A 21451-nucleotide genomic window follows, 5' to 3' on the forward strand; every position below is an offset into this window, starting at 1 on the left:
AACGGAGCGCGGCCCCACCGGTGACTCCACCGGTGGGGCCGCGCTCTGTCAGCCGTGCGGACACAGACCTCAGTTCAAGCTGCCGAGTTCGTCGTCGAGGATGCCGAAGAGTTCGTCGGCCGTGGCCGTCTCCAGCCCCTTCTCGCCGCTGGAACCGGCCTGGTTCTCCCGCCACTCCCCCGTGCCGTCCCACTGGGCGCTGAGTGTGCGCAGCCGAGCGGCCACCCGGGCGCGCTGCTCCTCGTCGCACCCGTCCGAGTCCAGCGCCGCCCCCAGCATCGCCTCCAGACGCACCACTTCGGCTTCGATGTCGACGACGTCATCGGCGGTTTCCAAGCCGAGTTCCTCGAAAAGGTGCCGGGCCAGGGCCTCGGAGGTCGGGTAGTCGAAGGTGAGGGTGGTGGACAGCCTGAGGCCGGTGCCGGCGCTGAGCCGGTTGCGCAGTTCCAGTGCCGCCAGCGAGTCCACGCCCAGGTCGCCCAGGGAGCGCTGGGGGTCGACGGCGCTGCCGGAGCCGTGGCCGAGGACGTCGGCGACATGTCCGCACACCGTCTCCACCAGCAGCTTCAGCGCGTCGGCGGCGCTCAGCCGGGCCAGCCGCTCCGGCAGTGCCGCGACGGACGCCGGGGTCTCGGCGGCCGCGCGTGCGGTGCGTCGCACGGCCGTCGGGGCGAGGCCCCGTACGAGGGCGGGGGCATCGTCGGTGACCTGGACGCGGACCGGCAGGAGCAGGGCCCGGTCGGCGGCCGGGGTGGCGTCGGCCGTGAGCGCCCGGTCGAACAGGACCAGCGCACGGTCGGCGGGCAGCGGCAGGATGCCGTCGCGGGCCAGCCGGCGCAGCTCGGTCTCGCCGAGCCCGGCCGCCATGCCCTCGCCCGTGTCCCACAGTCCCCAGCCGAGCGACAGGGCCGGGAGCCCCTCGGTGCGGCGCCGCGCGGCCAGGGCATCCAGGAAGGCGTTCCCGGCGGCGTAGTTGGCCTGGCCCGCCGCGCCCAGAGTGCCGGCGGCGGAGGAGAACAGGACGAACGCGGTGAGGCCGAGGTCGCGCGTCAGCTCGTGCAGATGCCAGGCGGCGTCGGTCTTGGGCCGCATGACGGCGTCCAGCCGCTCGGGGGTGAGGTCGGTGAGCAGCCCGTCGTCCAGGACACCCGCGGCGTGCACCACGGCGGTCAGCGGGTGCTCGGCCGGCACGGACGCGAGCAGTTCGGCGAGCGCGGCCCGGTCGGTGACGTCACAGGCGGCCACGGTCACGGTCGCGCCCAGCGCGGCCAGGTCGTCCAGAGCGCCGGGCTCGGGCAGGCGCCCGCCGCGGCCGGCCAGCAGCAGACGGCGTACGCCCTGCCGGGTGACCAGGTGCCGGGCGATCAGCCGGCCGAGGCTCCCGGTGCCGCCGGTGACGAGGACGGTGCCCTGCCGGTCCAGGGCGGGCGCTCCGGCCGGCTCCTCCGCTCCGGTCCTGGCCAGTTCCGGTACGTACACCGTGCCTGCCCGCAGGGCGAGTTCGGGTGCGCCGGTGGCGACGGCGGCCGGGAGGGCGGCGGCCGAGGCCGGGGCGTCGTCGGTGTCGACGAGCACGAACCGGCCGGGGTGTTCGACGGCGGCCGCCCGGACCATGCCCCAGATCACGGCCTGCGCCGGGTCGGGTGAGCTGTCGGCGTGGACGGCGACGGCGGACCGGGTGAGGACCACCAGCGGCGCGCTGTCCGGTGCCCCGGCGAGATGCTGTCGCAGCGCGGCGAGCGCCTGTACGGCGGTCTCGCGGGCCAGCGCCGGCAGATCGGCGCCGCTCGCGGGGTCCACGGTGAGGGTGCGGGGCGCGGGAGCGGAGCCGTCGGCGGTCACCGGCAGCGCGGTCCACCGCACCCGGAACAGGTCGCCGGGTGCGGGTGCGGCCGCGTTCAGCTGCTCGGCGGTGACCTGGCGGATGCGCAGCGAGGTCACCTCGGCCACGGGCGCCCCGGAACCGTCGTACAGGCGCAGGGTCATGTGGTCGGTGCCGTGCGGGGTCAGACGCAGCCGGACGGCCGTGGCGCCGGTGGCGTACAGGGTGACGCCCTCCCAGGAGAACGGCAGGGTCATCACGGTCGGGTCCTGGCCGTCGAGCAGGTCGATGGCGTGCAGCGTGGAGTCGAGCAGCGCCGGGTGCAGTCCGAAGCCGTCGGCCGCGTCACCGTCGGGCAGGGCGAGTTCGGCACAGACCTCCTCGCCGAGGCGCCAGGCCCTGTGCAGGCAGCGGAACAACGGGCCGTAGTGGTAGCCCTGTTCGGCAAGGTGGTCGTAGGTGCCGGTGACGTCCACCGGTACGGCTCCGGCGGGCGGCCAGGTCGTGTCGGCGGCCGGTTCGGGTGTGGTGCGCGGGGCGAGGACGCCGGTGGCGTGCCGGGTCCAGTCGCCGTCCGTGCCCTCCGGGCGGGCGTGCACGGTCAGCTGCCGGCGTCCCTCGGCGTCGGGGGCCGCGGCGGCCACCTGGAGGTGGACGGCGCCGTGTTCGGGCAGGACCAGGGGCCGTTCCAGGGTGAGTTCCTCCACCTGCGGGCAGTTCGTGCGGTCGCCGGCCTGGACGGCCAGTTCGACGAAGGCGCTGCCCGGGACGAGGACGACGCCCGCCACGGCGTGATCGGCGAGCCAGGGGTGGGTGGCCAGGGACAGGCGGCCGGTCAGGGCCACCCGGTCGTCACCGGCCAGCTCGATCGCGGCGCCGAGCATCGGGTGCCCCGCGGGCGCCTGGCCCAGCCCGCCGGCGTCGGTGACCGCGCCGGGCGCGTCGTCCAGCCACAGCCGCTGCCGTTGGAAGGGGTAGGTCGGCAGGTCGGTGCGGCGCGCACCGGTGCCGGCGAACACCTCCTCCCAGTCGACGGTCAGACCCCGCGCGTGGGCGGTGCCGAGGAGGGTCGCGAAGGTCTGTTCCTCGTCACGGTCGCGGCGCAGCGCCGGGACGAAGGCCGACCGTTCGGCGTCCACGACGGCATGGGCGCCCATGGCCGACAGGACGGCGTCGGGGCCGAGTTCGAGGAAGGTGCGCACCCCGTCGGCCTCCAGCGTGCGGACGCCGTCGCCGAAGCGGACGGCCTCGCGGACATGCCGGACCCAGTACTGGGGGTCGCACAGCTCGTCCTCGCCGGCGCGCGCTCCGGTGACGTTGGAAACGACCGGGATCGCGGGCGGCGCGTAGCGCAGTTCTCGGGCGGTCTTCTCGAACTCCGTCAGCATCAGGTCCATCAGCGGGGAGTGGAAGGCGTGGCTGACCCGCAGCCGCTTCGTACGGCGCCCGGAGAAGTTCTCGGCGAGGGCCTCCACGGCGGCCTCGGCGCCGGAGACGACGACCGCGCGGGGCCCGTTGACGGCGGCGATGGACACCTCGGGGCCGAGGTAAGGGAGCACCTCGTCCTCGGTGGCGTCCACGGCGAGCATCGCGCCCCCGGCGGGCAGGGCCTGCATCAGCCGGCCGCGCGCGGCGACCAGCCGGGCGGCGTCCGCCAGGTCCCAGACTCCGGCCACGTGCGCCGCGGTCAGTTCGCCGATGGAGTGGCCGGCCAGCCAGTCCGGGCGGACTCCCTGGGACTCCAGCAGCCGGTACAGGGCCGTCTCCACGGCGAACAGGGCGCTTTGCGTGTAGACGGTGTGGTCGAGGAGGTCGGCTTCCTCGGTGCCGGGTCCGGCCCACATCACGTCCCGCAGGGGGCGGTCCAGGTGGGCGTCGAGCGCCTGGCAGGCCTCGTCGAGCGCCGTACGGAAGGCGGGGTGGGCCGTGTACAGACCGCGGCCCATGCCCGCGCGCTGGGCGCCCTGGCCGGTGAAGAGGAAGGCCGTCCTGCCGCCGGCGGGGCGGCCCCGGACCACGGTGTCGGCGGCGGTTCCGTCGGCCAGCGCGGCGAGTCCGGCGAGGAGTTCGTGCCGGTCGCGGGCGACCACCGCGCCCCGGTGGGTGAGGGCGGCGCGGCCCGTGGCGAGGGAGCGGGCGAGGTCGGGCAGCGGCTGGTCGGCGACCTCGCGCAGCCGCGTGGCCTGAGCGGCCAGCGCCTCGGGGGTGGCGCCGGAGAGCACGAGCGGCAGGAGCGGGGCCGGTGCTGCGTCGGCCACGGCCTCTTCGGCCGGTGCCTCTTCGATGATGGTGTGGACGTTGGTGCCGCTGATACCGAAGGACGACACAGCGGCGCGGCGCGGGCGTTCCGTCGCCGGCCAGGCCTGCTCCTCGGTCAGCAGGCGCACGCTTCCGGCGTCCCAGTCGACCTTCGTGGACGGGGCGTCGACGTGGAGGGTCTTCGGCAGGACGCCGTTGCCCATCGCCATGACCATCTTGATGACGCCCGCGACTCCGGCGGCGGCCTGGGTGTGCCCGATGTTGGACTTCACCGAGCCCAGCCACAGTGGCGCCTCGCGGTCCTGGCCGTAGGTGGCCAGCAGCGCCTGGGCCTCGATGGGGTCGCCCAGCGTCGTACCGGTGCCGTGCGCCTCGACGGCGTCCACGTCGGCGGCCTCCAGGCGGGCCGCCGCCAGCGCCTGCCGGATCACCCGCTGCTGCGAGGGACCGTTCGGCGCCGTGAGTCCGTTGGAGGCACCGTCCTGGTTGACGGCGGAGCCGCGGACGACGGCCAGCACCGGATGCCCGTTGGCCCGCGCGTCCGACAACCGCTCCAGGACGAGCATGCCGGCGCCTTCCGACAGGGCCGTGCCGTCCGCGCCGTCGGCGAAGGACTTGGCGTGGCCGTCGGCGGCGAGGTTGCGCTGCCTGCTGAAGTCCACGAACGTGTCGACGGTCGACATCACGGACACGCCGCCGGCCAGTGCCAGGGTGCACTCGCCCTGCCGCAGCGCCTGCGCGGCCAGGTGCAGCGCCACCAGGGACGACGAGCACGCCGTGTCGACCGTGAGCGTCGGGCCCTCCAGGCCGAGGGCGTAGGCGACCCGGCCGGAGGCCACGCTGCCGAGGCTGCCGTTGCCGAGGTAGTCGCGCACGGACTCGGGGACGTGGTGCAGCCGGCTGCCGTAGTCGTGGTACATGATGCCCGCGAAGACACCGGTGCGGCTGCCGCGCACGGCGTGCGGGTCGATGCCGGCCCGCTCCAGCGCCTCCCAGGACGTCTCCAGCAGCAGTCGCTGCTGCGGGTCCATGGCCAGGGCCTCGCGCGGGCCGATGCCGAAGAAGTCCGGGTCGAAGTCGGCGGCGTCGTACAGGAATCCGCCCGCCCGGGTGCTGCAGTGACCGGCCTTGCCGGGCTCCGGGTCGTACAGGCCGTCCAGGTCCCAGCCGCGGTCGGCGGGGAAGGCGCCGATGCCGTCGCCGCCGTCGGCGAGCAGCCGCCACAGGTCCTCGGGGGTGCTGACGCCGCCGGGGTAGCGGCAGGCCATGGCGACGATGGCGACCGGCTCGTCCTCACCCGGTCCCGGTACGGCGACTTCGGCGGCGGACTCGGCCTGCGCACCGAAGAGTTCCGTCCGCAGGTATCCCACGAGCGCGCCCGCGTCGGGGTAGTCGAAGACGAGGGTGGCGGGCAGCCGCAGGCCGACGGCGTTGCCGAGGCGGTTGCGCAGTTCCACCGCGGTCAGCGAGTCGAAGCCGGTCTCGCGGAACGAGCGGCGCACATCGAGCGTCATGTCACCGCCGTGCCCGAGCACGGCGGCCACGTTCGTGCGGACCAACTCCAGCAGAGCCGCCTCGCGTTCGGAGGCGCCGAGGGCGGCCAGCCGGTCGGCGAGCGACCCGGAGTCGGTGCGGGAGGCCGCGGTGCGGCGGGCGGCGCGAGCGGGCACCAGGCCGCGCAGTACGGCCGGCACGTCGCCGGCGCGGCGCAGGACGGCCAGGTCCAGGCCGACCGGGAGCAGCAGCGGCTCGTCGGCGGCCAGGGCGGCATCGAGCAGGCGCAGGCCCTCCTCGGTGGGGAGGGGGCGGACGCCGGCGCGCGCCATGCGCTCCACGTCGGCGTCGGTGAGGTGGGCGGTCAGTCCCGTGCGCTGCTCCCAGAAGCCCCAGGCGAGCGAGTGCGCGGGCAGGCCGTGGTGCCTGCGGTGGGCGGCCAGCGCGTCGAGGAAGGCGTTGGCGGCGGCGTAGGCGGACTGCCCGGCGCCGTCGACCGTGCCGGCGGCGGAGGAGAACAGGACGAAGGCGGTGAGGTCGAGGTCGCGCGTCAGCTCGTGCAGATGCCAGGCCGCGTCGGCCTTGGGCCGCAGTACGGCGTCCAGGCGCTCGGCGGTCTGGTCGGTCACCAGCCCGTCGTCGAGGACGCCGGCGAGGTGGACGACGGCGGTCAGCGGGTGGGCAGCAGGCACCTCGGCCATGAGCCGGGCCAGTTGGTCGCGGTCGGCGGCGTCACAGCGGGCCACGACGATCTCCGCGTCGACGTCGGCGAAGTCGTCGGCGGCAGTGCCACTGCGCCCGGCCAGCACCAGCCGGCGTACGCCGTGTTCGGCGACCAGGTGCCGGGCGACCAGGGCCCCGAGGACACCGGTGCCGCCGGTGATCAGCACCGTGCCGTCCGGGTCGAGGCTCGGCGCCTGTCCGTGCGGGTGGGCGCGGGCGAGCCGGGGGACGCGCACCGCGCCGTCGCGCAGGGCGAGTTGGGGCTCGCCGCAGGCTTCGGCGGCGGCCACCGCGGCCGCCACGGCGCCGTCACCGTCATGGGACTCGCCGTCACGGGAGTCCACCAGCACGAACCGCCCGGGGTGCTCCCCCTGCGCGGCCCGGATCAGGCCCCACACGGCGGCGCCCGGCAGATCGGTGACGTCCTCCTCCCCCACCGCGACGGCGCCCTGTGTGAACACCAACAGCCGTGCGGCGGCGGTGCGTTCATCAGCCAGCCACTCCTGTACGGCGGCCAGCACGCGCTCGGTCTCACGGCGGGCGCCGGTGACCGGTTCGTCGCCGCCGGCCGGCAGCACCACCCACGCGGGCACGGTGTCGAGCGCGGTCAGGCCGCGTTCGCCCAGGACGGCGTATTCGGGTGCGGGCGTCTCGGTGACGGGCAGCGCCGGCCAGTCCAGGCGGTACAGGTCGTCCGTGTGGGCCGTGGCCGTCAGTGCGGCCGGGTCGACGGGCCGGGAGACCAGGGCCTCGACCTCGGCGACCGGAGCGCCCGTCGGGTCGGCGAGCTGGACGGTCAGGGTCTCGTCGCCGTGCAGCCGGACCCGCAGGGCGGTGGCCCCGGCCGCGTACAGCGAGACCCCGGTCCAGGCGAAGGGCAGCCGGGCGGTGTCCTGGCCGTCGGTGGCTTCGGCGCCGAGGCCGTCGGCGTGCAGGGCGGCGTCGAACAGGGCCGGGTGCAGGGCGAAACCCTCGGCTTCGACGGGCAGTTCGACTTCGGCGAAGATCTCGTCGCCGCGCCGCCATACCGCGCGCAGCCCCTGGAATGCGGGCCCGTAGTCGTAGCCGAGGCCGGCCAGCCGGGCGTAGGCGTCCTCGACCGGTACGGGCTCGGCGCCCTGGGGCGGCCAGGCGGTGAGGTCGAAGGAGGGCTCAGCGGTCTGCGGGGCCAGCAGGCCGGTGGCGTGCTGGGTCCAGGCGGTGTCGTCGGCGCCTTCGGGACGGGAGTGCACGCTCAGCGTGCGGTGCCCGGAGTCGTCGGCGGCGGCCACGTGCAGCTGCAGCTGGAGCGCGCCCTGGTCGGGAAGCACCAGCGGTACCTGGAGGGTGAGTTCGGTGAGGTGGCCGCAGCCGAGGTCGTGGCCGGCGCCCAGGGCCAGCTCGACGAGGGCGGTGCCGGGCAGCAGGGTGGTGCCGGCGACGGCGTGGTCGGCGAGCCAGGGGTTGGTGGCGGTGGAGAGGCGGCCGGTGAACAGGGTGCCGCCCTCGGCGACCGGGACAGCGGCGCCCAGCAGCGGGTGGCCGGTGGTCTGCAGCCCGGCGGCGGTGACATCGCCGGTGGTGGCCGAGCGGCCGAGCCAGTAACGCTCGCGCTGGAAGGCGTAGGTGGGCAGATCGGCGGAGCGCACCGGCATGCCCGTGAACACGGCCGACCAGTCGACCGGGACGCCGGCGACGAAGGCCTCGCCCAGGGCGGCCAGGACGCGCTCGGGGCCACCGTTGTCGCGCTGCAGCGAGCCCAGGCCGGTGATGTCGGCGCCCGCGGCGTCGGCGGTCTCGGCGATGCTGTGCAGCAGCACCGGGTGCGGGCTGCACTCCACGAACACGCCGTACCCGGCGTCGAGCAGGGTGCGCGTGGCCGGCTCGAACAGCACGCTCTGCCGCAGGTTGGTGTACCAGTACCCGGCGTCCAGGCCGGTGGTGTCGATGCGGGCACCGCTGACGGTGGAGTAGAACGGCACCTCGGCGGGCCTGGCTTGCACGCCCGCCAGGTCGGCGAGCAGCTGCTCCCGGATCGACTCGACGTGCGCGGAGTGCGAGGCGTAGTCCACGGGGAGCCGCTTGGCGCGGTCGCCTCGGACCACGATCGTCTCGCGCAGTTCGTCGAGGGCGTCGGCGTCGCCGGACAGCACCACGGAGGTGGCACCGTTGACGGCGGCCACGGAGACCCGGCCGTCGTAACGGGCGACGAGCTCGCGCACCCGGGGCTCGGGCAGGGCCACCGACATCATGCCGCCGCGGCCGGAGAGTTCGCGGGCGATGGCCTGGCTGCGCAGGGCCACGACGCGGGCGCCGTCGGCGAGGGAGAGCGCACCGGCCACGCAGGCGGCGGCGATCTCCCCCTGGGAGTGTCCGACGACCGCGGCGGGCCGGACCCCGTGCGCGCGCCACACCTCGGCGAGCGACACCATGACCGCCCACAGCACGGGCTGGACGACGTCCACGCGCTCCAGCGGCTGCCGGGCCCGCACCGTCTCGATGAGGTCCCAGTCGGTGACGGGGGCGAGAGCGGCGGCGCAGTCGGCCATGGCCGTCGCGAACACCGGTGAACTGTCGAGGAGTTCGGCCGCCATGCCGGCCCACTGGGAGCCCTGGCCGGGGAAGACGAAGACGATCCGGGACTCCCCCGCCGGCCGGCCGCGCACCACGTTCGGCGCGGCGACGCCCTCGGCGAGTGCCGTCAGACCGGCGGTCAGGGCGGGCAGATCGGCGCCGGTGACGACCGCCCGCTGGTCCAGTGCGGCGCGCCCGGTGGCGAGGGTGTGGGCGATGTCGGGCACCAGGTCGGTGCCGGCGGTGAGGTGGTCGAGGAGGAGGCGGGCCTGGGCGGCGAGGCCCTGTTCGCCCTTGCCGGACAGCACCAGCGGGAGCGGCCCGGTCCAGGAGGGCTCCGCCGCACGGGCCTCGGGCTCGGGGGCGGCCTCGACGATGATGTGGGCGTTGGTGCCGCTGATGCCGAAGGAGGACACGGCGGCGCGACGGGGCTCGCCGTTGTCCTCGGGCCACTCGCGGGCCTCGCCCAGCAGCTCGACGGCGCCGGCCGCCCAGTCGACCTGGGAGGTGGGGTGATCGGCGTGCAGGGTCTTGGGCAGCCGGCGGTGCCGCATGGCCATCACCATCTTGATGACGCCCGCGACACCGGCGGCGGCCTGGGTGTGCCCGATGTTGGACTTCACCGAGCCGAGCCACAGGGGCGCCTCGCGGTCCTGGCCGTAGGTGGCCAGCAGGGCCTGCGCCTCGATCGGGTCGCCGAGCGGGGTGCCGGTGCCATGCGCCTCGACGGCCTGCACCTGGCGGGGTTCCAGGCGCGCGTTGGCGAGTGCCGCGCGGATGACGCGCTGCTGGGAGGGCCCGTTGGGGGCGGTGAGGCCGTTGGAGGCGCCGTCCTGGTTGACGGCGGTGCCGCGGACGACGGCCAGCACGCGGTGGCCGTTTCGGCGGGCGTCGCTGAGCCGTTCCAGCAGGAGCAGTCCGGCGCCCTCGCCCCAGCCGGTGCCGTCGGCGCCCTCGGCGAAGGACTTGCAGCGGCCGTCCTCGGCGAGACCCTGCTGGCGGGAGAAGTCGATGAAGGTGTCCGGGGTGGACATCACGGTCACGCCGCCCGCGAGGGCCAGGCCGCACTCGCCGGTGCGCAGTGCCTGCACGGCGAGGTGCAGGGCGACGAGCGAGGAGGAGCAGGCGGTGTCGACGGTGACGGCGGGCCCTTCCAGGCCGAGGATGTAGGAGACGCGTCCGGAGGCGACGCTGCCCAGGTTGCCGTTGCCCAGATAGCCCTCGACGCCCTCCGGTACTTCGGTGAGCCAGGTGCCGTAGTCGTGGTACATGACGCCCGCGTAGATGCCGGTGCGGCTGCCCTTGAGGGAGTGCGGGTCGATGCCGGCGCGTTCGAACGCCTCCCATGCGGTCTCCAGCAGCAGCCGCTGCTGCGGGTCCATGGCGATGGCCTCGCGCGGGCTGATACCGAAGAAGCCGGGGTCGAACTGGGGGGCCTCGTAGAGGAACCCGCCCTCGCGCACATGGGTCTTGCCGGGGGCGTCGGGGTCGGGGTCGTAGATGCCCTCGACGTCCCAGCCGCGGTCCGCGGGAAAGTCGCCCACGGCGTCGGTGCCGGCGTCGACCAGCTGCCACAGCTGCTCGGGCGTACTGACGCCGCCGGGATAGCGGCAGCTCATCGCGACGATCGCGACGGGCTCCTGCGCCGCCTCGGTGATCTCGGCGTTCTGCCGGCGCAGCCGCTCGTTCTCGAGCAATGACTCGCGCAGCGCCTCGACGATCTGCTCGACGGATGTGTCCACGGTCGGTGTCGCTCCCTGCTGGTTCGGCGGCGCTGGTGACGCGGTGGAGGGTGCGCCGGACTTGCGGTGACCCGGTGCCGGACGCGGCGCGTCGTCCGGCACCGGGGCGGGGCTCAGGTGGTGCTGCTGCGGTCGAGTGCGGCGCGCACCAGGTCGGCCACGGCCATGGACTTGATGTCCAGGGCCCGGTCGGCGGGTTCGGGCGCCGGAGCCTGCCCGGTCAGCTTCAGCAGACTGTCGAGGAGGCCGGCCTCCCGGATGCGGGCGATGGGGATGCGCGAGATCAGGGTGCGCAGCTCGTCGTCGGCGTGCGGGGCGGCGGGCGGCTCGGGGTCGTCCGGCAGGAGCCGTTCGAGGAGGTGGTCCGCGAGCGCCGCCGGGGTGGCGTAGTCGAAGATCAGCGTGGACGGCAGCCGCAGTCCGCTGACCGCGTTGAGCCGGTTGCGCAGTTCGACGGCGGCGAGCGAGTCGAAGCCCAGCTCGGTGAAGGCGCGGCGCGGCTCGACGGCGGCGGGTCCGGCGTGCCCGAGGACGGCGGCGACCTCGGTGCGGACCGCGTCCAGCACGGTGTGCTCGTGGTCGGCAGCGGGAAGTTCGGCCAGCCGCTCGCCCAGCGTGCGGACCCGGTCGTCGCGGTCCACGCGGACGGCGACGCCGGCCAGGGTGCGCAGCACGGCCGGGACGTCGTCGCCGCGCCGGCGCAGGGCCGCGGTGTCGAGCCGTACAGGAACCAGAGCCGAGCTGCCGGCGGCCACGGCGGCGTCGAACAGCTCCAGTCCCTCGGCCCGGTCGAGCGCACCGATGCCGGAGCTCTCGATGCGCCGCACCTCGGCCGCGTCCAGGCCGGCGCCCATGCCGCCGCCGGACCACAGGCCCCAGGCGAGGGAGGTGGCGGGCAGGCCGAGGGTGGCGCGGTGGGCGGCCAGTGCGTCGAGGAAGACGTTGGCGGCGGCGTAGTTGCCCTGCCCGGAGGCGTCGATGGTGCCGGCGGCCGAGGAGAACAGCACGAAGTGGGACAGCCCCCGCTCCAGGGTCAGTTCGTGCAGATGCCAGGCGGCGTCCGCCTTGGGCCGCAGTACGGTGTCCAGCCGCTCGGGGGTCAGCGAGGCGACCAGACCGTCGTCCAGGACACCGGCGGTGTGTACGACGCTGTCGACGGGGTGCGCGGCGAGCAGCGCGGTGAGCGCGGCGCGGTCGGAGACGTCGCAGGCGACGATCTCGGCCTCTGCTCCCAACTCCTCAAGGTCTGCGCGGAGTTGTGCAGCCCCGGGCGCCCCGGGTCCGCGTCGGCTCGTGAGCACCAGGCGAGTGACGCCGTGACGTTCGGCGAGGTGGCGGGCCACCAGGGCGCCGAGTCCGCCGGTGCCGCCGGTGACGAGGACGGTGCCCCACGGGCGTTCCTCTGCCGCGGAGTCGTCGGCACGCACCAGACGGGGGGCGTGCGCCCGGCCGTCCCGCCACCACACCTCCGGCTCCCCGGAGTCGAGGAGGGCGGCCAGCGCGGCACGGTCCGGTATCGGGCCGTCGGGCGCGGCCCGTCCGACGAGGAGGATCCGGCCGGGGTCCTCGGCCTGCGCGGCCCGCACCAGCCCATGGACGGCGGCGTCGGCGAGGCCGCCCCCGGTGAGCACCACGAGCGCCGAGTCCGCGAACCGGTCCTCGGCGGACCACGCCCGCAGGGTCTCCAGCGTGCGGCCCAGGACGGCCCTTACGGCGCCGGGCAGTTGCTCGCCCTCGGCGCGCGGGGCGGTGACCGGCAGGATCACCACGTCGGGCACGGGGGTGCCGAGCGCGGCCAGGCCGGCGTGCGGCGGGGCGCCGAGGCCGAGGTCGTCGCCGAGGACCGCCCAGGTACGGCGGTCGGGGCGGCCCGCGGCCTCGGGCAGCGGCTCGTCGGTGACGGCGTACAGATGGCGCCGCTGCCGCGGGGCGAGCCGGTCGGCGGTGACGGGGCGGGTGACGTACGACTCGACGGTGGCGAGGGGTCGGCCCTCGGTGTCGGCCAGTTCGATGCGGGTGCCGTCGGCGGCGGGGGTGACGCGGACGCGGGCGGCGAGGGCGCCCTGAGCGTGCAGGGCGACTCCGGTCCAGGCGAAGGGCAGGGCGATGCCCTGGCCCGGCTCTGCGTCGCCGTCCAGGAGGGAGGTGACGTGCAGGGCGGAGTCGAGCAGCGCCGGGTGCAGGGCATGGCGGGCGGCGTCCTGCCGTGCGCTCGCGGGCAGTTCGAGTTCGGCGAGGAGGGTGTCGGCGTCCCGCCAGGCGGCCCGTACGCCCCGGAAGACCGAGCCGTAGTCGTAGCCTTCGGCGTGCAGGCCCGGGTAGAGGCCGGTGACGTCGAGCGGGGTCGCGCCGGGCGGCGGCCAGGCACCGGACAGGGGCGCGGGCGCGGCGGCGGGGCCGGTGAGGGTGCCGGCGGCGTGCCGCGTCCAGCCCTCGTCGGCGGGGGCGTTCTCGGCGCGCGAGTGGATCTCGACGGTGCCGTCGGGGCCGGCGGCGACCTGGAGGCGTACGGCGGTGTCCGCGGGCAGCACCAGCGGGGCCTGCAGGGTCAGTTCCGCCACGACGGGGCGTCCGGTGAGGCGTCCGGCGTGCAGCGCGAGGTCGGCCAGTGCGGCGCCGGGCATCAGGACCGTGCCCAGCACGGCGTGCTCGGCGAGGACCGGGTGGGTGGCGGTGGAGATCCGGCCGGTGAGCAGCACACCGGCGTCGCCGGGCAGGTCCAGGCGGGCGCTGACCAGCGGGTGGTCGACGGCGGCCAAGCCGTGCCCGGTGGCGTCACCGGTGCTGACGGCGGCGGTGGGCAGCCAGTACCGGTGGTGGTCGAAGGCGTAGGTGGGCAGCTCGATGCGGCTGCCCGCGTAGGTCTCGTACAGCACCGCCCAGTCGACGTCCGAGCCCCGGGTGTGCACGGCGGCCAACGCACCCAGCAGTCCGGGCAGTTGGGCGGTGTCCTTGCGGGCGGTGGAAATGAAGGCGGTGTCGTCGGCGTCCGGGAGGCAGTCGGGGCCCATCGCGGTGAGCACGGGCCCGGCGCCCAGTTCGAGGAAGGTGCCGGCGCCCTTCGCGGCCAGTGTCGTGACGGCGTCGGCGAAGCGCACGGTCTCCCGCACGTGCCGTACCCAGTAGTCGGCGGAGCCGAGTTCGGCGGCGGTGGCCGGGGCGCCGGTGAGGGTGGAGACGATCGGGACAGCCGGTTCCGCCGCTACGATGCCGGTCATGACCTCTCGGAACTCGGCCAGCATGGGCTCCATGCGGGGTGAGTGGAAGGCGTGCGACACGCGCAGCCTGCGGGTGGTCGTGAAGTGTGCCGCGACCTCGGTCACGGCGTCCTCGTCGCCGGAGACGACCACGGCACGGGGGCCGTTGACGGCGGCGATCCCGCACCGCCCGTCCAGCAGCGGGGTCACCTCCGCCTCCGAGGCTTGTACGGCGATCATCGCGCCGCCCTCGGGCAGGGCCTGCATGAGCCGGCCCCGGGCGGCGACCGCGGTGACGGCGTCCGGCAGCGACCACACACCGGCCACGTGCGCGGCGGCGAACTCGCCGACGGAGTGGCCGGCCAGCCAGTCGGGGCGCAGCCCGAAGAACTCCAGCAGCCGGTACAGCGCGACCTGGGTGGTGAACAGCGCGGCCTGGGTGTAGGCGGTCTGGTCCAGGGTCTCGGCGTCGTCGCCGAACACGACCTCGGCGAGGGGGCGTTCGAGGTGCTTGTCGAAGAGTGCGGCGGCGCGGTCGAAGTGCTCGGCGTAGACGGGGAAGGCGTCGTACCAGTCACGGCCCATACCGGGACGCTGGGCGCCCTGTCCGGAGAACAGGTAGGCCAGGGAGCCGTCGGTGGCCGAGCCGGTGACGAGGAGCCCCGGTGCTTCGGTGCCACGGGCCAGGGCGTCCAGTGCGGTGGCGACCTGGTCGTCGCCGGTCGCGAGGACGATAGCGCGGTGCGGGTGGGTGCCGCGGGTGGTGGCCAGGGCCAGGCCGAGGTCGGCGGGGGCGGTGCCGGTCAGCTCCAGCAGACGGCGGGCCTGGCCGCGCAGGGCCTCGGGCGAGCGGGCGGAGACCGGGAGGGCGAGCACGGGCGGTGCGGTGGCCGGCTCGGCCGGTGCGGGCTCCGCGGGTTCGGGCTCGGTGAACTCCTCAAGGATCACATGGGCGTTGGTCCCGCTGATCCCGAAGGAGGACACTCCGGCTCGGCGCGGCCGGTCCGGCGACTGCCACGGGCGCTGCTCGGTGAGCAGCTCGACGGCACCGGCGCCCCAGTCGACCTGGTGGGACGGCGCGTCGACGTGCAGGGTCTTCGGCAGCACCCCGTTGCGCATCGCCATGACCATCTTGATGACACCGGCGACACCGGCTGCGGCCTGGGTGTGCCCCATGTTGGACTTGATGGAGCCCAGCCACAGCGGGCTGTCCTCGGTGTGCGCGGCGCCGTAGGTGGCCAGCAGCGCCTGGGCCTCGATCGGGTCACCCAGCGTCGTGCCGGTGCCGTGCGCCTCGACGGTGTCGACGTCGGCCGGGGTGAGCCCGGCGGCGGCCAGCGCGGCGCGGATGACACGTTGCTGGGAGGGGCCGTTGGGGGCGGTCAGGCCGTTGGAGGCGCCGTCGGAGTTGACGGCGGAGCCGCGGAGCAGCGCGAGCACGCGGTGGCCGCCCCGGCGGGCGTCGGAGAGCCGCTCGACGACGATCATGCCGGCGCCCTCGCCCCAGCCGGTGCCGTCGGCCGCGGCGGCGAAGGACTTGCAGCGGCCGTCGGCGGCCAGCCCGCGCTGCCGGGCGAAGTCCACGAAGGTGTCCGGCGTCGACATGACGGTGACCCCGCCGACCAGCGCGAGATCGCACTCGCCCTGCCGCAGTGCCTGGGCCGCCAGGTGCAGGGTGACCAGCGAGGAGGAGCAGGCGGTGTCGACGGTGACGGCCGGCCCCTCCAGGCCGAGGGCGTAGGCGACGCGGCCGGAGACGACGCTGCCGAGGCTGCCGTTGCCGAGGTAGGCGGCGAGGTCGTCGGGCACCTCGGCCAGCCAGGTGCCGTAGTCGTGGTACATGACGCCCGCGAACACGCCGGTGCGGGAGCCCCGCAGGCGCTGCGGGTCGATGGCGGAGCGCTCCAGCGCCTCCCAGGACACCTCCAGCAGGAGCCGCTGCTGCGGGTCCATGGCAGTGGCCTCGCGGGGGCTGATGCCAAAGAATCCGGCGTCGAACTCGGCCGCGTCGTACAGGAAGGCGCCCTCGCGGGCGTAGGTGCGGCCGGGGGTGCCCGGCTCCGGGTCGTACAGCGCCTCGGTGTCCCAGCCGCGGTCGGCCGGGAACTCGCCGACCGCGTCGACGCCGTCGGCGACGAGCCGCCACAGGTCCTCCGGGGACCGGACCCCGCCGGGGTAGCGGCAGCTCATGCCGACGATGACGATCGGGTCGTCGTCCACCGCGCGTCGGCTGCCGGGTGCGGCGGTCTCCTGCGGGGCGGCGCCGAAGAGGGTGTCGCGGATGTGGTCGGCGAGGACGCGGGAGGTGGGGTGGTCGAAGACGAGGGTGGCGGGCAGCCGCAGCCCGGTGACCGTGTTGAGCCGGTTGCGCAGCTCGACGGCGGCCAGCGAGTCGAAGCCGAGGTCGGTGAAGGCCCGGCCGGGGTCGATGGCGGACGGCCCGTCGTGCCGCAGCACAGCGGCCACTTCGGTGCGGACCAGGTCGAGGAGGGCGCGGTCGCGGTCGGCGGCGGGCAGTGCGGCCAGTCCCGCGTCGGTGGCCGGGGCGGCGGCGCTCGCCGTGGCCCGGCGGACGGCCGGTCGGACGAGGGTGGTCAGCAGCGGCGGTATGCCATCGGGGCGGCGGCGTACGGCGGCGGCGTCGATCTCCACGGGCGCCAGGTGGGGTGCGCGGGAGCGGAGGGCGGCGTCGAACAGTTCCAGGGAGCGTTCGGCGGACAGTCCGGGGATGCCGTAGCCCGCGATCCGCTCCAGGGTCGTGTCGTCCAGGGCGGCGCCCATACCGCTGTCGGTGGCCCACAGACCCCAGGCGAGCGCGGTGGCCGGCAGACCGAGGGCGGCGCGGTGCTCGGCGAGGCCGTCGAGGTAGGCGTTGGCGGCGGCGTAGTTCCCCTGGCCGGGGCCGTCGAGGACGGCGGCGAGGGAGGAGAACAGCACGAAGTGGGCGAGGTCGCGGTCTCGGGTCAGCTCGTGCAGGTGCCAGGCGCCCTGCGCCTTGGCGTGGAAGACCTCCGACACCATCTCGTCAGTGAGAGTGTCCACGACGCCGTCACGGACGGTTCCGGCCGCGTGCACGACGGAGTCGACGGGGTGCTCCGCCAGCAGCCGGCGCAGTGCCTCGCGGTCGCCGACGTCACAGGCGGCCACGGTGACCTCGGCGCCGAGCGCGGTGAGTTCGGCGTGCAGTTCGGGGGCCGTACCGCTGCGGCTCGCCAGGACCAGGCGGCGTACGCCATGGGCACGGACGAGGTGCCGGGCGAGCAGTGCGCCGAGGCCGCCGGTGCCGCCGGTGACGAGGACGGTGCCCCAGTCGGCGGCGGGGGCGGGTTCGGCGGCGGGCTGCGCGAGGAGCCTCGGGACGCGGAACCGGCCCTCGGTGAGGGAGAGTTCGGGTTCGCCGGTGGCGAGGATCCGGCGCAGGTCGTCCTCGGCGGGCAGCGACCCGTGCTCGACGAGGACGTAACGGCCGGGGCTCTCAGCCTGGGCTGAGCGGACCAGACCCCGGACGGCCGCGTGGGCGGGGCTGTCGGGCGGGGTGACGACGACGAGCCGGCTGCCGGCCAGCCGCTCGTCCGTCTGCCAGGTGCGCAGCAGCCGCAGGACGTCGAGGACGTGGTCGCGCGCCGCGTCGGCGCTGGTGTCGGCCGGGCCGGGCACGCGATGGACGACGGCGTCCGGGGCGGGGCCGTCGAGCAGGGCTTCGACGGAGTCCGCGAGGACGGCGGTGCGCAGGGGTGCGGTGGTCGCCGGTCGGGGGTACGGCGACCACCGCACGGCGTACAGGACGTCGTCGCCCTGTACGGGTCGGGAGGTCAGGGCCTCGATGTCGGCCACCGGGGCGCCGGTGGCGTCGGCGAGGTGCAGAGCGATGGTGTCTCCCTGGGCGCGGGTGATCTTCACGCGCAGGGCGGACGCGCCGGTTGCGTGCAGGGTGACGCCGGTCCAGGCGAACGGCACCAGCACCTCGGGGCGCGGCGGGGCGTCGAGGTCGGCGGCGTGCAGCGCGGCGTCGAGCAGCGCGGGGTGCAGTCCGAACTCGCCCGTGTCGGCGGCTGCTTCGGCGGGCAGGGCGACCTCGGCGTAGATGTCGTCGCCGTGCCGCCAGGCGGCGCGCAGCCCGTGGAAGGCCGGGCCGTAGCCGTAGCCCTGGTCGGCGAGGTCGGCGTAGACGCTCGCGGTGTCGAGAGGCCGGGCGTCCTGCGGCGGCCACACGGTCAGGTCGGCCGGGGCGGCCGGGGCGGTGGCGGTGGCAGTGAGGAGGCCCGCGGCGTGCTGGGTCCAGGGGGTCGCCTCGTCGGCGCGGGTGTGGACCGTGACACTGCGGCGCCCGGAGTCGTCGGGTTCGCCGACCGCGACCTGTACGGCGACGTCCTCGTCCGCGCGCAGCACGAGCGGGGCGCCGAGGGTCAGCTCCTCCAGGCCGGCTGCGCCGACGTGGTCACCGGCGCGCAGCGCGAGTTCGACGAAGGCGGTGCCGGGGAACAGTACCCGCCCGGCGATGACGTGGTCGGCGAGCCAGGGCTGGGTGCGGGTCGACAGGCGCCCGGTCAGTACGACACCCTCGGCGCCGACGGCGACCACGGCCGCCAGCAACGGGTGGCCCGCGGGGAGCTGACCGAGACCGGTGGCGTCGGTGGCGGTGCTCTGCTCCAGCCAGAAGCGGCGCCGCTGGAAGGGGTAGTACGGCAGGCCGATGCGGCGCCCGCCGAGGGCGGCGAAGTGCCGCTGCCAGTCGACGGGGACGCCCCTGGCGTGGGCTGCGGCGAGCGCGGCGGCGGCCTCGCGGGCCTCGGGCCGCTCGCGCCGCAGCACCGGAAGGAAGGCGGTGCCGGGTGCGTCGGTGCAGTCGGGGCCCATGGCGGACAGCACCGCGTCGGGGCCGATCTCCAGGAACGTGCGTACGCCGGCGTCGGCGAGCGCGCGGACCGCGTCGTGGAAGCGGACCCGGGCGCGGACGTGCTCCACCCAGTACTCGGTGTCGCACAGCTCATCGGTGACCGGGGCGCCGGTGACGGTCGAGACCACCGGCAGCTTGGGCTCGGCGTAGTCCAGGACGTGCACGACGCGCCGGAACTCGGCCAGCATCGGTTCCATCAGCGGTGAGTGGAAGGCGTGGCTGACCCGCAGGCGCTTGGTGTCGTGGCCGCGCTCGGCGAGTTCGGCGGCGATGCGCTCCACGTCGGCCGCGTCGCCGGAAACGACCACGGAGGCGGGGCCGTTGACGGCGGCGATGCCGGTGCGGGGTGTGAGCAGCGGCGCCACCTCGTCCTCGGTGGCGCGTACGGCGACCATGGCGCCGCCCTCGGGGAGTTGCTGCATGAGCCGGCCGCGGGCGGCGACCAGGATCGTCGCGTCCTGCAGGGTGAGCACTCCGGCCACGTGCGCGGCGGCGATCTCGCCGACGGAGTGGCCGGCGAGCTGGTCGGGGGCCAGGCCCCAGCTCTCCAGCAGGCGGTGGAGGGCGACCTCCACGGCGAACAGAGCGGGCTGCGCGTACTCGGTACGGTGCAGCAGCCCGTCCTCCTCGCTGCCGGGCTCGGCGAACAGGACGTCCTGCAGGGGCCGTTCGAGCTGGAGGTCGAAGTGGGCGCAGACATCGTCCAGCGCGGCGGCGAACACCGGGTGGGCGGCGGCGAGTTCGCGGCCCATGCCGATGCGCTGACTGCCCTGCCCGGTGAAGAGGAAGCCGAGGTCACCATCGGCACGAGCCGCGATCGGTGTGCCTCCGGAGGCCAACTCAGTTAGAGCAGTGCGCAGTTCGGTGCGGTCGGCGGCGACGAGGACGGTCCGGTCGGGCAGGGCGGCCCGGGTGGTGGCCAGCGAGTGGGCGAGGTCCAGCAGGTCCGCCTCGTCCGCCAGGGGCAGCAGGTCGGCGGCACGGGCCCGCAGGGCGGCCTCGCCGCGGGCGGACAGGACGAAGGGCAGGGGTGTGCCGGCGGGAGGGGCCGGACGGCTGGGCGCATCGGCCTCCTCGGGCTCCGGCTGTTCCAGGATGACGTGTGCGTTGGTGCCGCTGACCCCGAACGACGACACGCCCGCCCGCCGGGTCCGGCCGGTTTCGGGCCACGGGCGCTGCTCGGTGACGAGTTCCACGTCCCCCGTGGACCAGTCGACGGCCGGGGTGGGCTCGTCGACGTGCAGCGTGGCCGGTATCTGCCCGTGCCGCATGGCGAGGATCGTCTTGATCACGCCGGCGGCACCGGCGGCGGCCTGGGTGTGCCCGAGGTTGGACTTGACCGAGCCGAGCAGCAGGGGGGCGCCCTCGGGACGGCCCTGACCGTAGGTGGCAAGGAGCGCGGTGGCCTCGATCGGGTCGCCGAGCCGGGTGCCGGTGCCGTGCGCCTCGACCACGTCGACGTCGGCGGCGGTGAGCCCGGCGTCGGCGAGGGCCCGGCGGATCAGCCGCTGCTGGGACGTGCCGTTGGGTGCGGTCAGGCCGTTGGAGGCGCCGTCCTGGTTGACGGCGGAGCCACGAACCACGGCCAGCACCTGGTGGCCGTTGCGGCGGGCGTCGCTCAGCCGCTCCAGGACGAGTACGCCGACGCCCTCGGCGAATCCGGTGCCGTCGGCCGCGGCGGCGAACGCCTTGCAGCGGCCGTCGGGTGCGAGGCCGCGCTGCCGGCTGAACGCGGTGAACACACCGGGACCGCCCATCACGGCCACGCCGCCCGCGAGCGCGAGCGAGGACTCGCCGTGGCGCAGCGAGCGGCAGGCCAGGTGGACGGCGACCAGGGCGGCGGAGCAGGCGGTGTCGACGGTGACCGCGGGGCCCTCGGCGCCCAGCACATAGGCGACGCGGCCGGAGATGACGCTGGAGGCGTTCCCGGCGAGCAGGTAGGCGTCGAGGCCGTCCGGGGCGTCGTGCAGGCGCGGCCCGTACTCCTGCACCTCGGCGCCGAAGAACATGCCGGCCGGGGTACCGCGCAGGGCCGTGGGGTCGATGCCGGCGTCCTCCAGGGCCTGCCAGGAGGTCTCCAGGACGAGGCGTTGCTGCGGGTCCATGCCGAGCGCTTCCCGCGGGCTGATGCCGAAGAACTCGGCGTCGAACTCGGTGGCCGTGTCGAGGAATCCGCCGCTGCGGACGTAGGCGCTGCCGGGCGTCTCGGGGTCCTCGTCGTAGAGGGCGTCCAGGTCCCAGCCGCGGTCCTGCGGGAAGCCCGAGAGCACTTCGCCGCCCTCGGTGAGCAGCCGCCACAGGTCGGCGGGCGAGGAGATGCCGCCGGGGAAGCGGCAGCCGATGCCGACGACGGCGATCGGTTCGTCGGCCGTGCCGTCGGCGACCGGCTCGGGGTGCTCGTCCGTGGTGCCGTGCACCTCGGCGAGCAGCCGGGCGGCCAGATCGTGGACGGTCGGGCAGTCGTAGGCGAGGCCGACCGGCAGGTCGAGGCCGGTCCGCTCGGTCAGCCGCCGGTGCAGGTCGACCGCGGCGAGCGAGTCGAGTCCCAGCGCGGCGAGCGGGGTGACAGGGTCGAGCGAGCCGACCGTGCCCGGCCGGGCCGCTTCGATCGCCTCGGTCACGGCCGTGCGCACCAGTTCGGTGACCATCCTGCGGTGCTGGGCGGGTACGGCCGTGGCGAGCCGTCGTCCCAGAGCTGAGTCGGATCCGGGCCCGTTCATCCACGCATCTCCACTTTCGGCCGACACCGGTTTTCCTCACCTTT

The 21451-nt window shown here is 75.3% G+C and carries 2 protein-coding genes; both read right to left on the minus strand.

Annotation, left to right across the window (positions count from 1 at the left end):
- Positions 1-69: 69 nt before the first annotated feature.
- The gene (locus AB5L52_RS01695; protein WP_369362359.1) at positions 70-10593 is read right to left on the minus strand and encodes an SDR family NAD(P)-dependent oxidoreductase; all 10524 of its coding nucleotides are present in this window, start codon (positions 10591-10593) and stop codon (positions 70-72) included.
- Between the two features lie 113 nt (positions 10594-10706).
- Positions 10707-21407, minus strand: a complete 10701-nt coding sequence (locus AB5L52_RS01700) for an SDR family NAD(P)-dependent oxidoreductase (protein ID WP_369362360.1) — start codon at positions 21405-21407, stop codon at positions 10707-10709.
- Between the last annotated feature and the right edge of the window lie 44 nt (positions 21408-21451).

The organism is Streptomyces sp. CG4, assembly GCF_041080655.1.
GTDB lineage: Bacteria > Actinomycetota > Actinomycetes > Streptomycetales > Streptomycetaceae > Streptomyces.

Bases quoted from the DNA above. Each gene is read 5' to 3' on its own strand.
- AB5L52_RS01700 (WP_369362360.1), bottom strand. From the start codon at position 21,407: ATGAACGGGCCCGGATCCGACTCAGCTCTGGGACGACGGCTCGCCACG.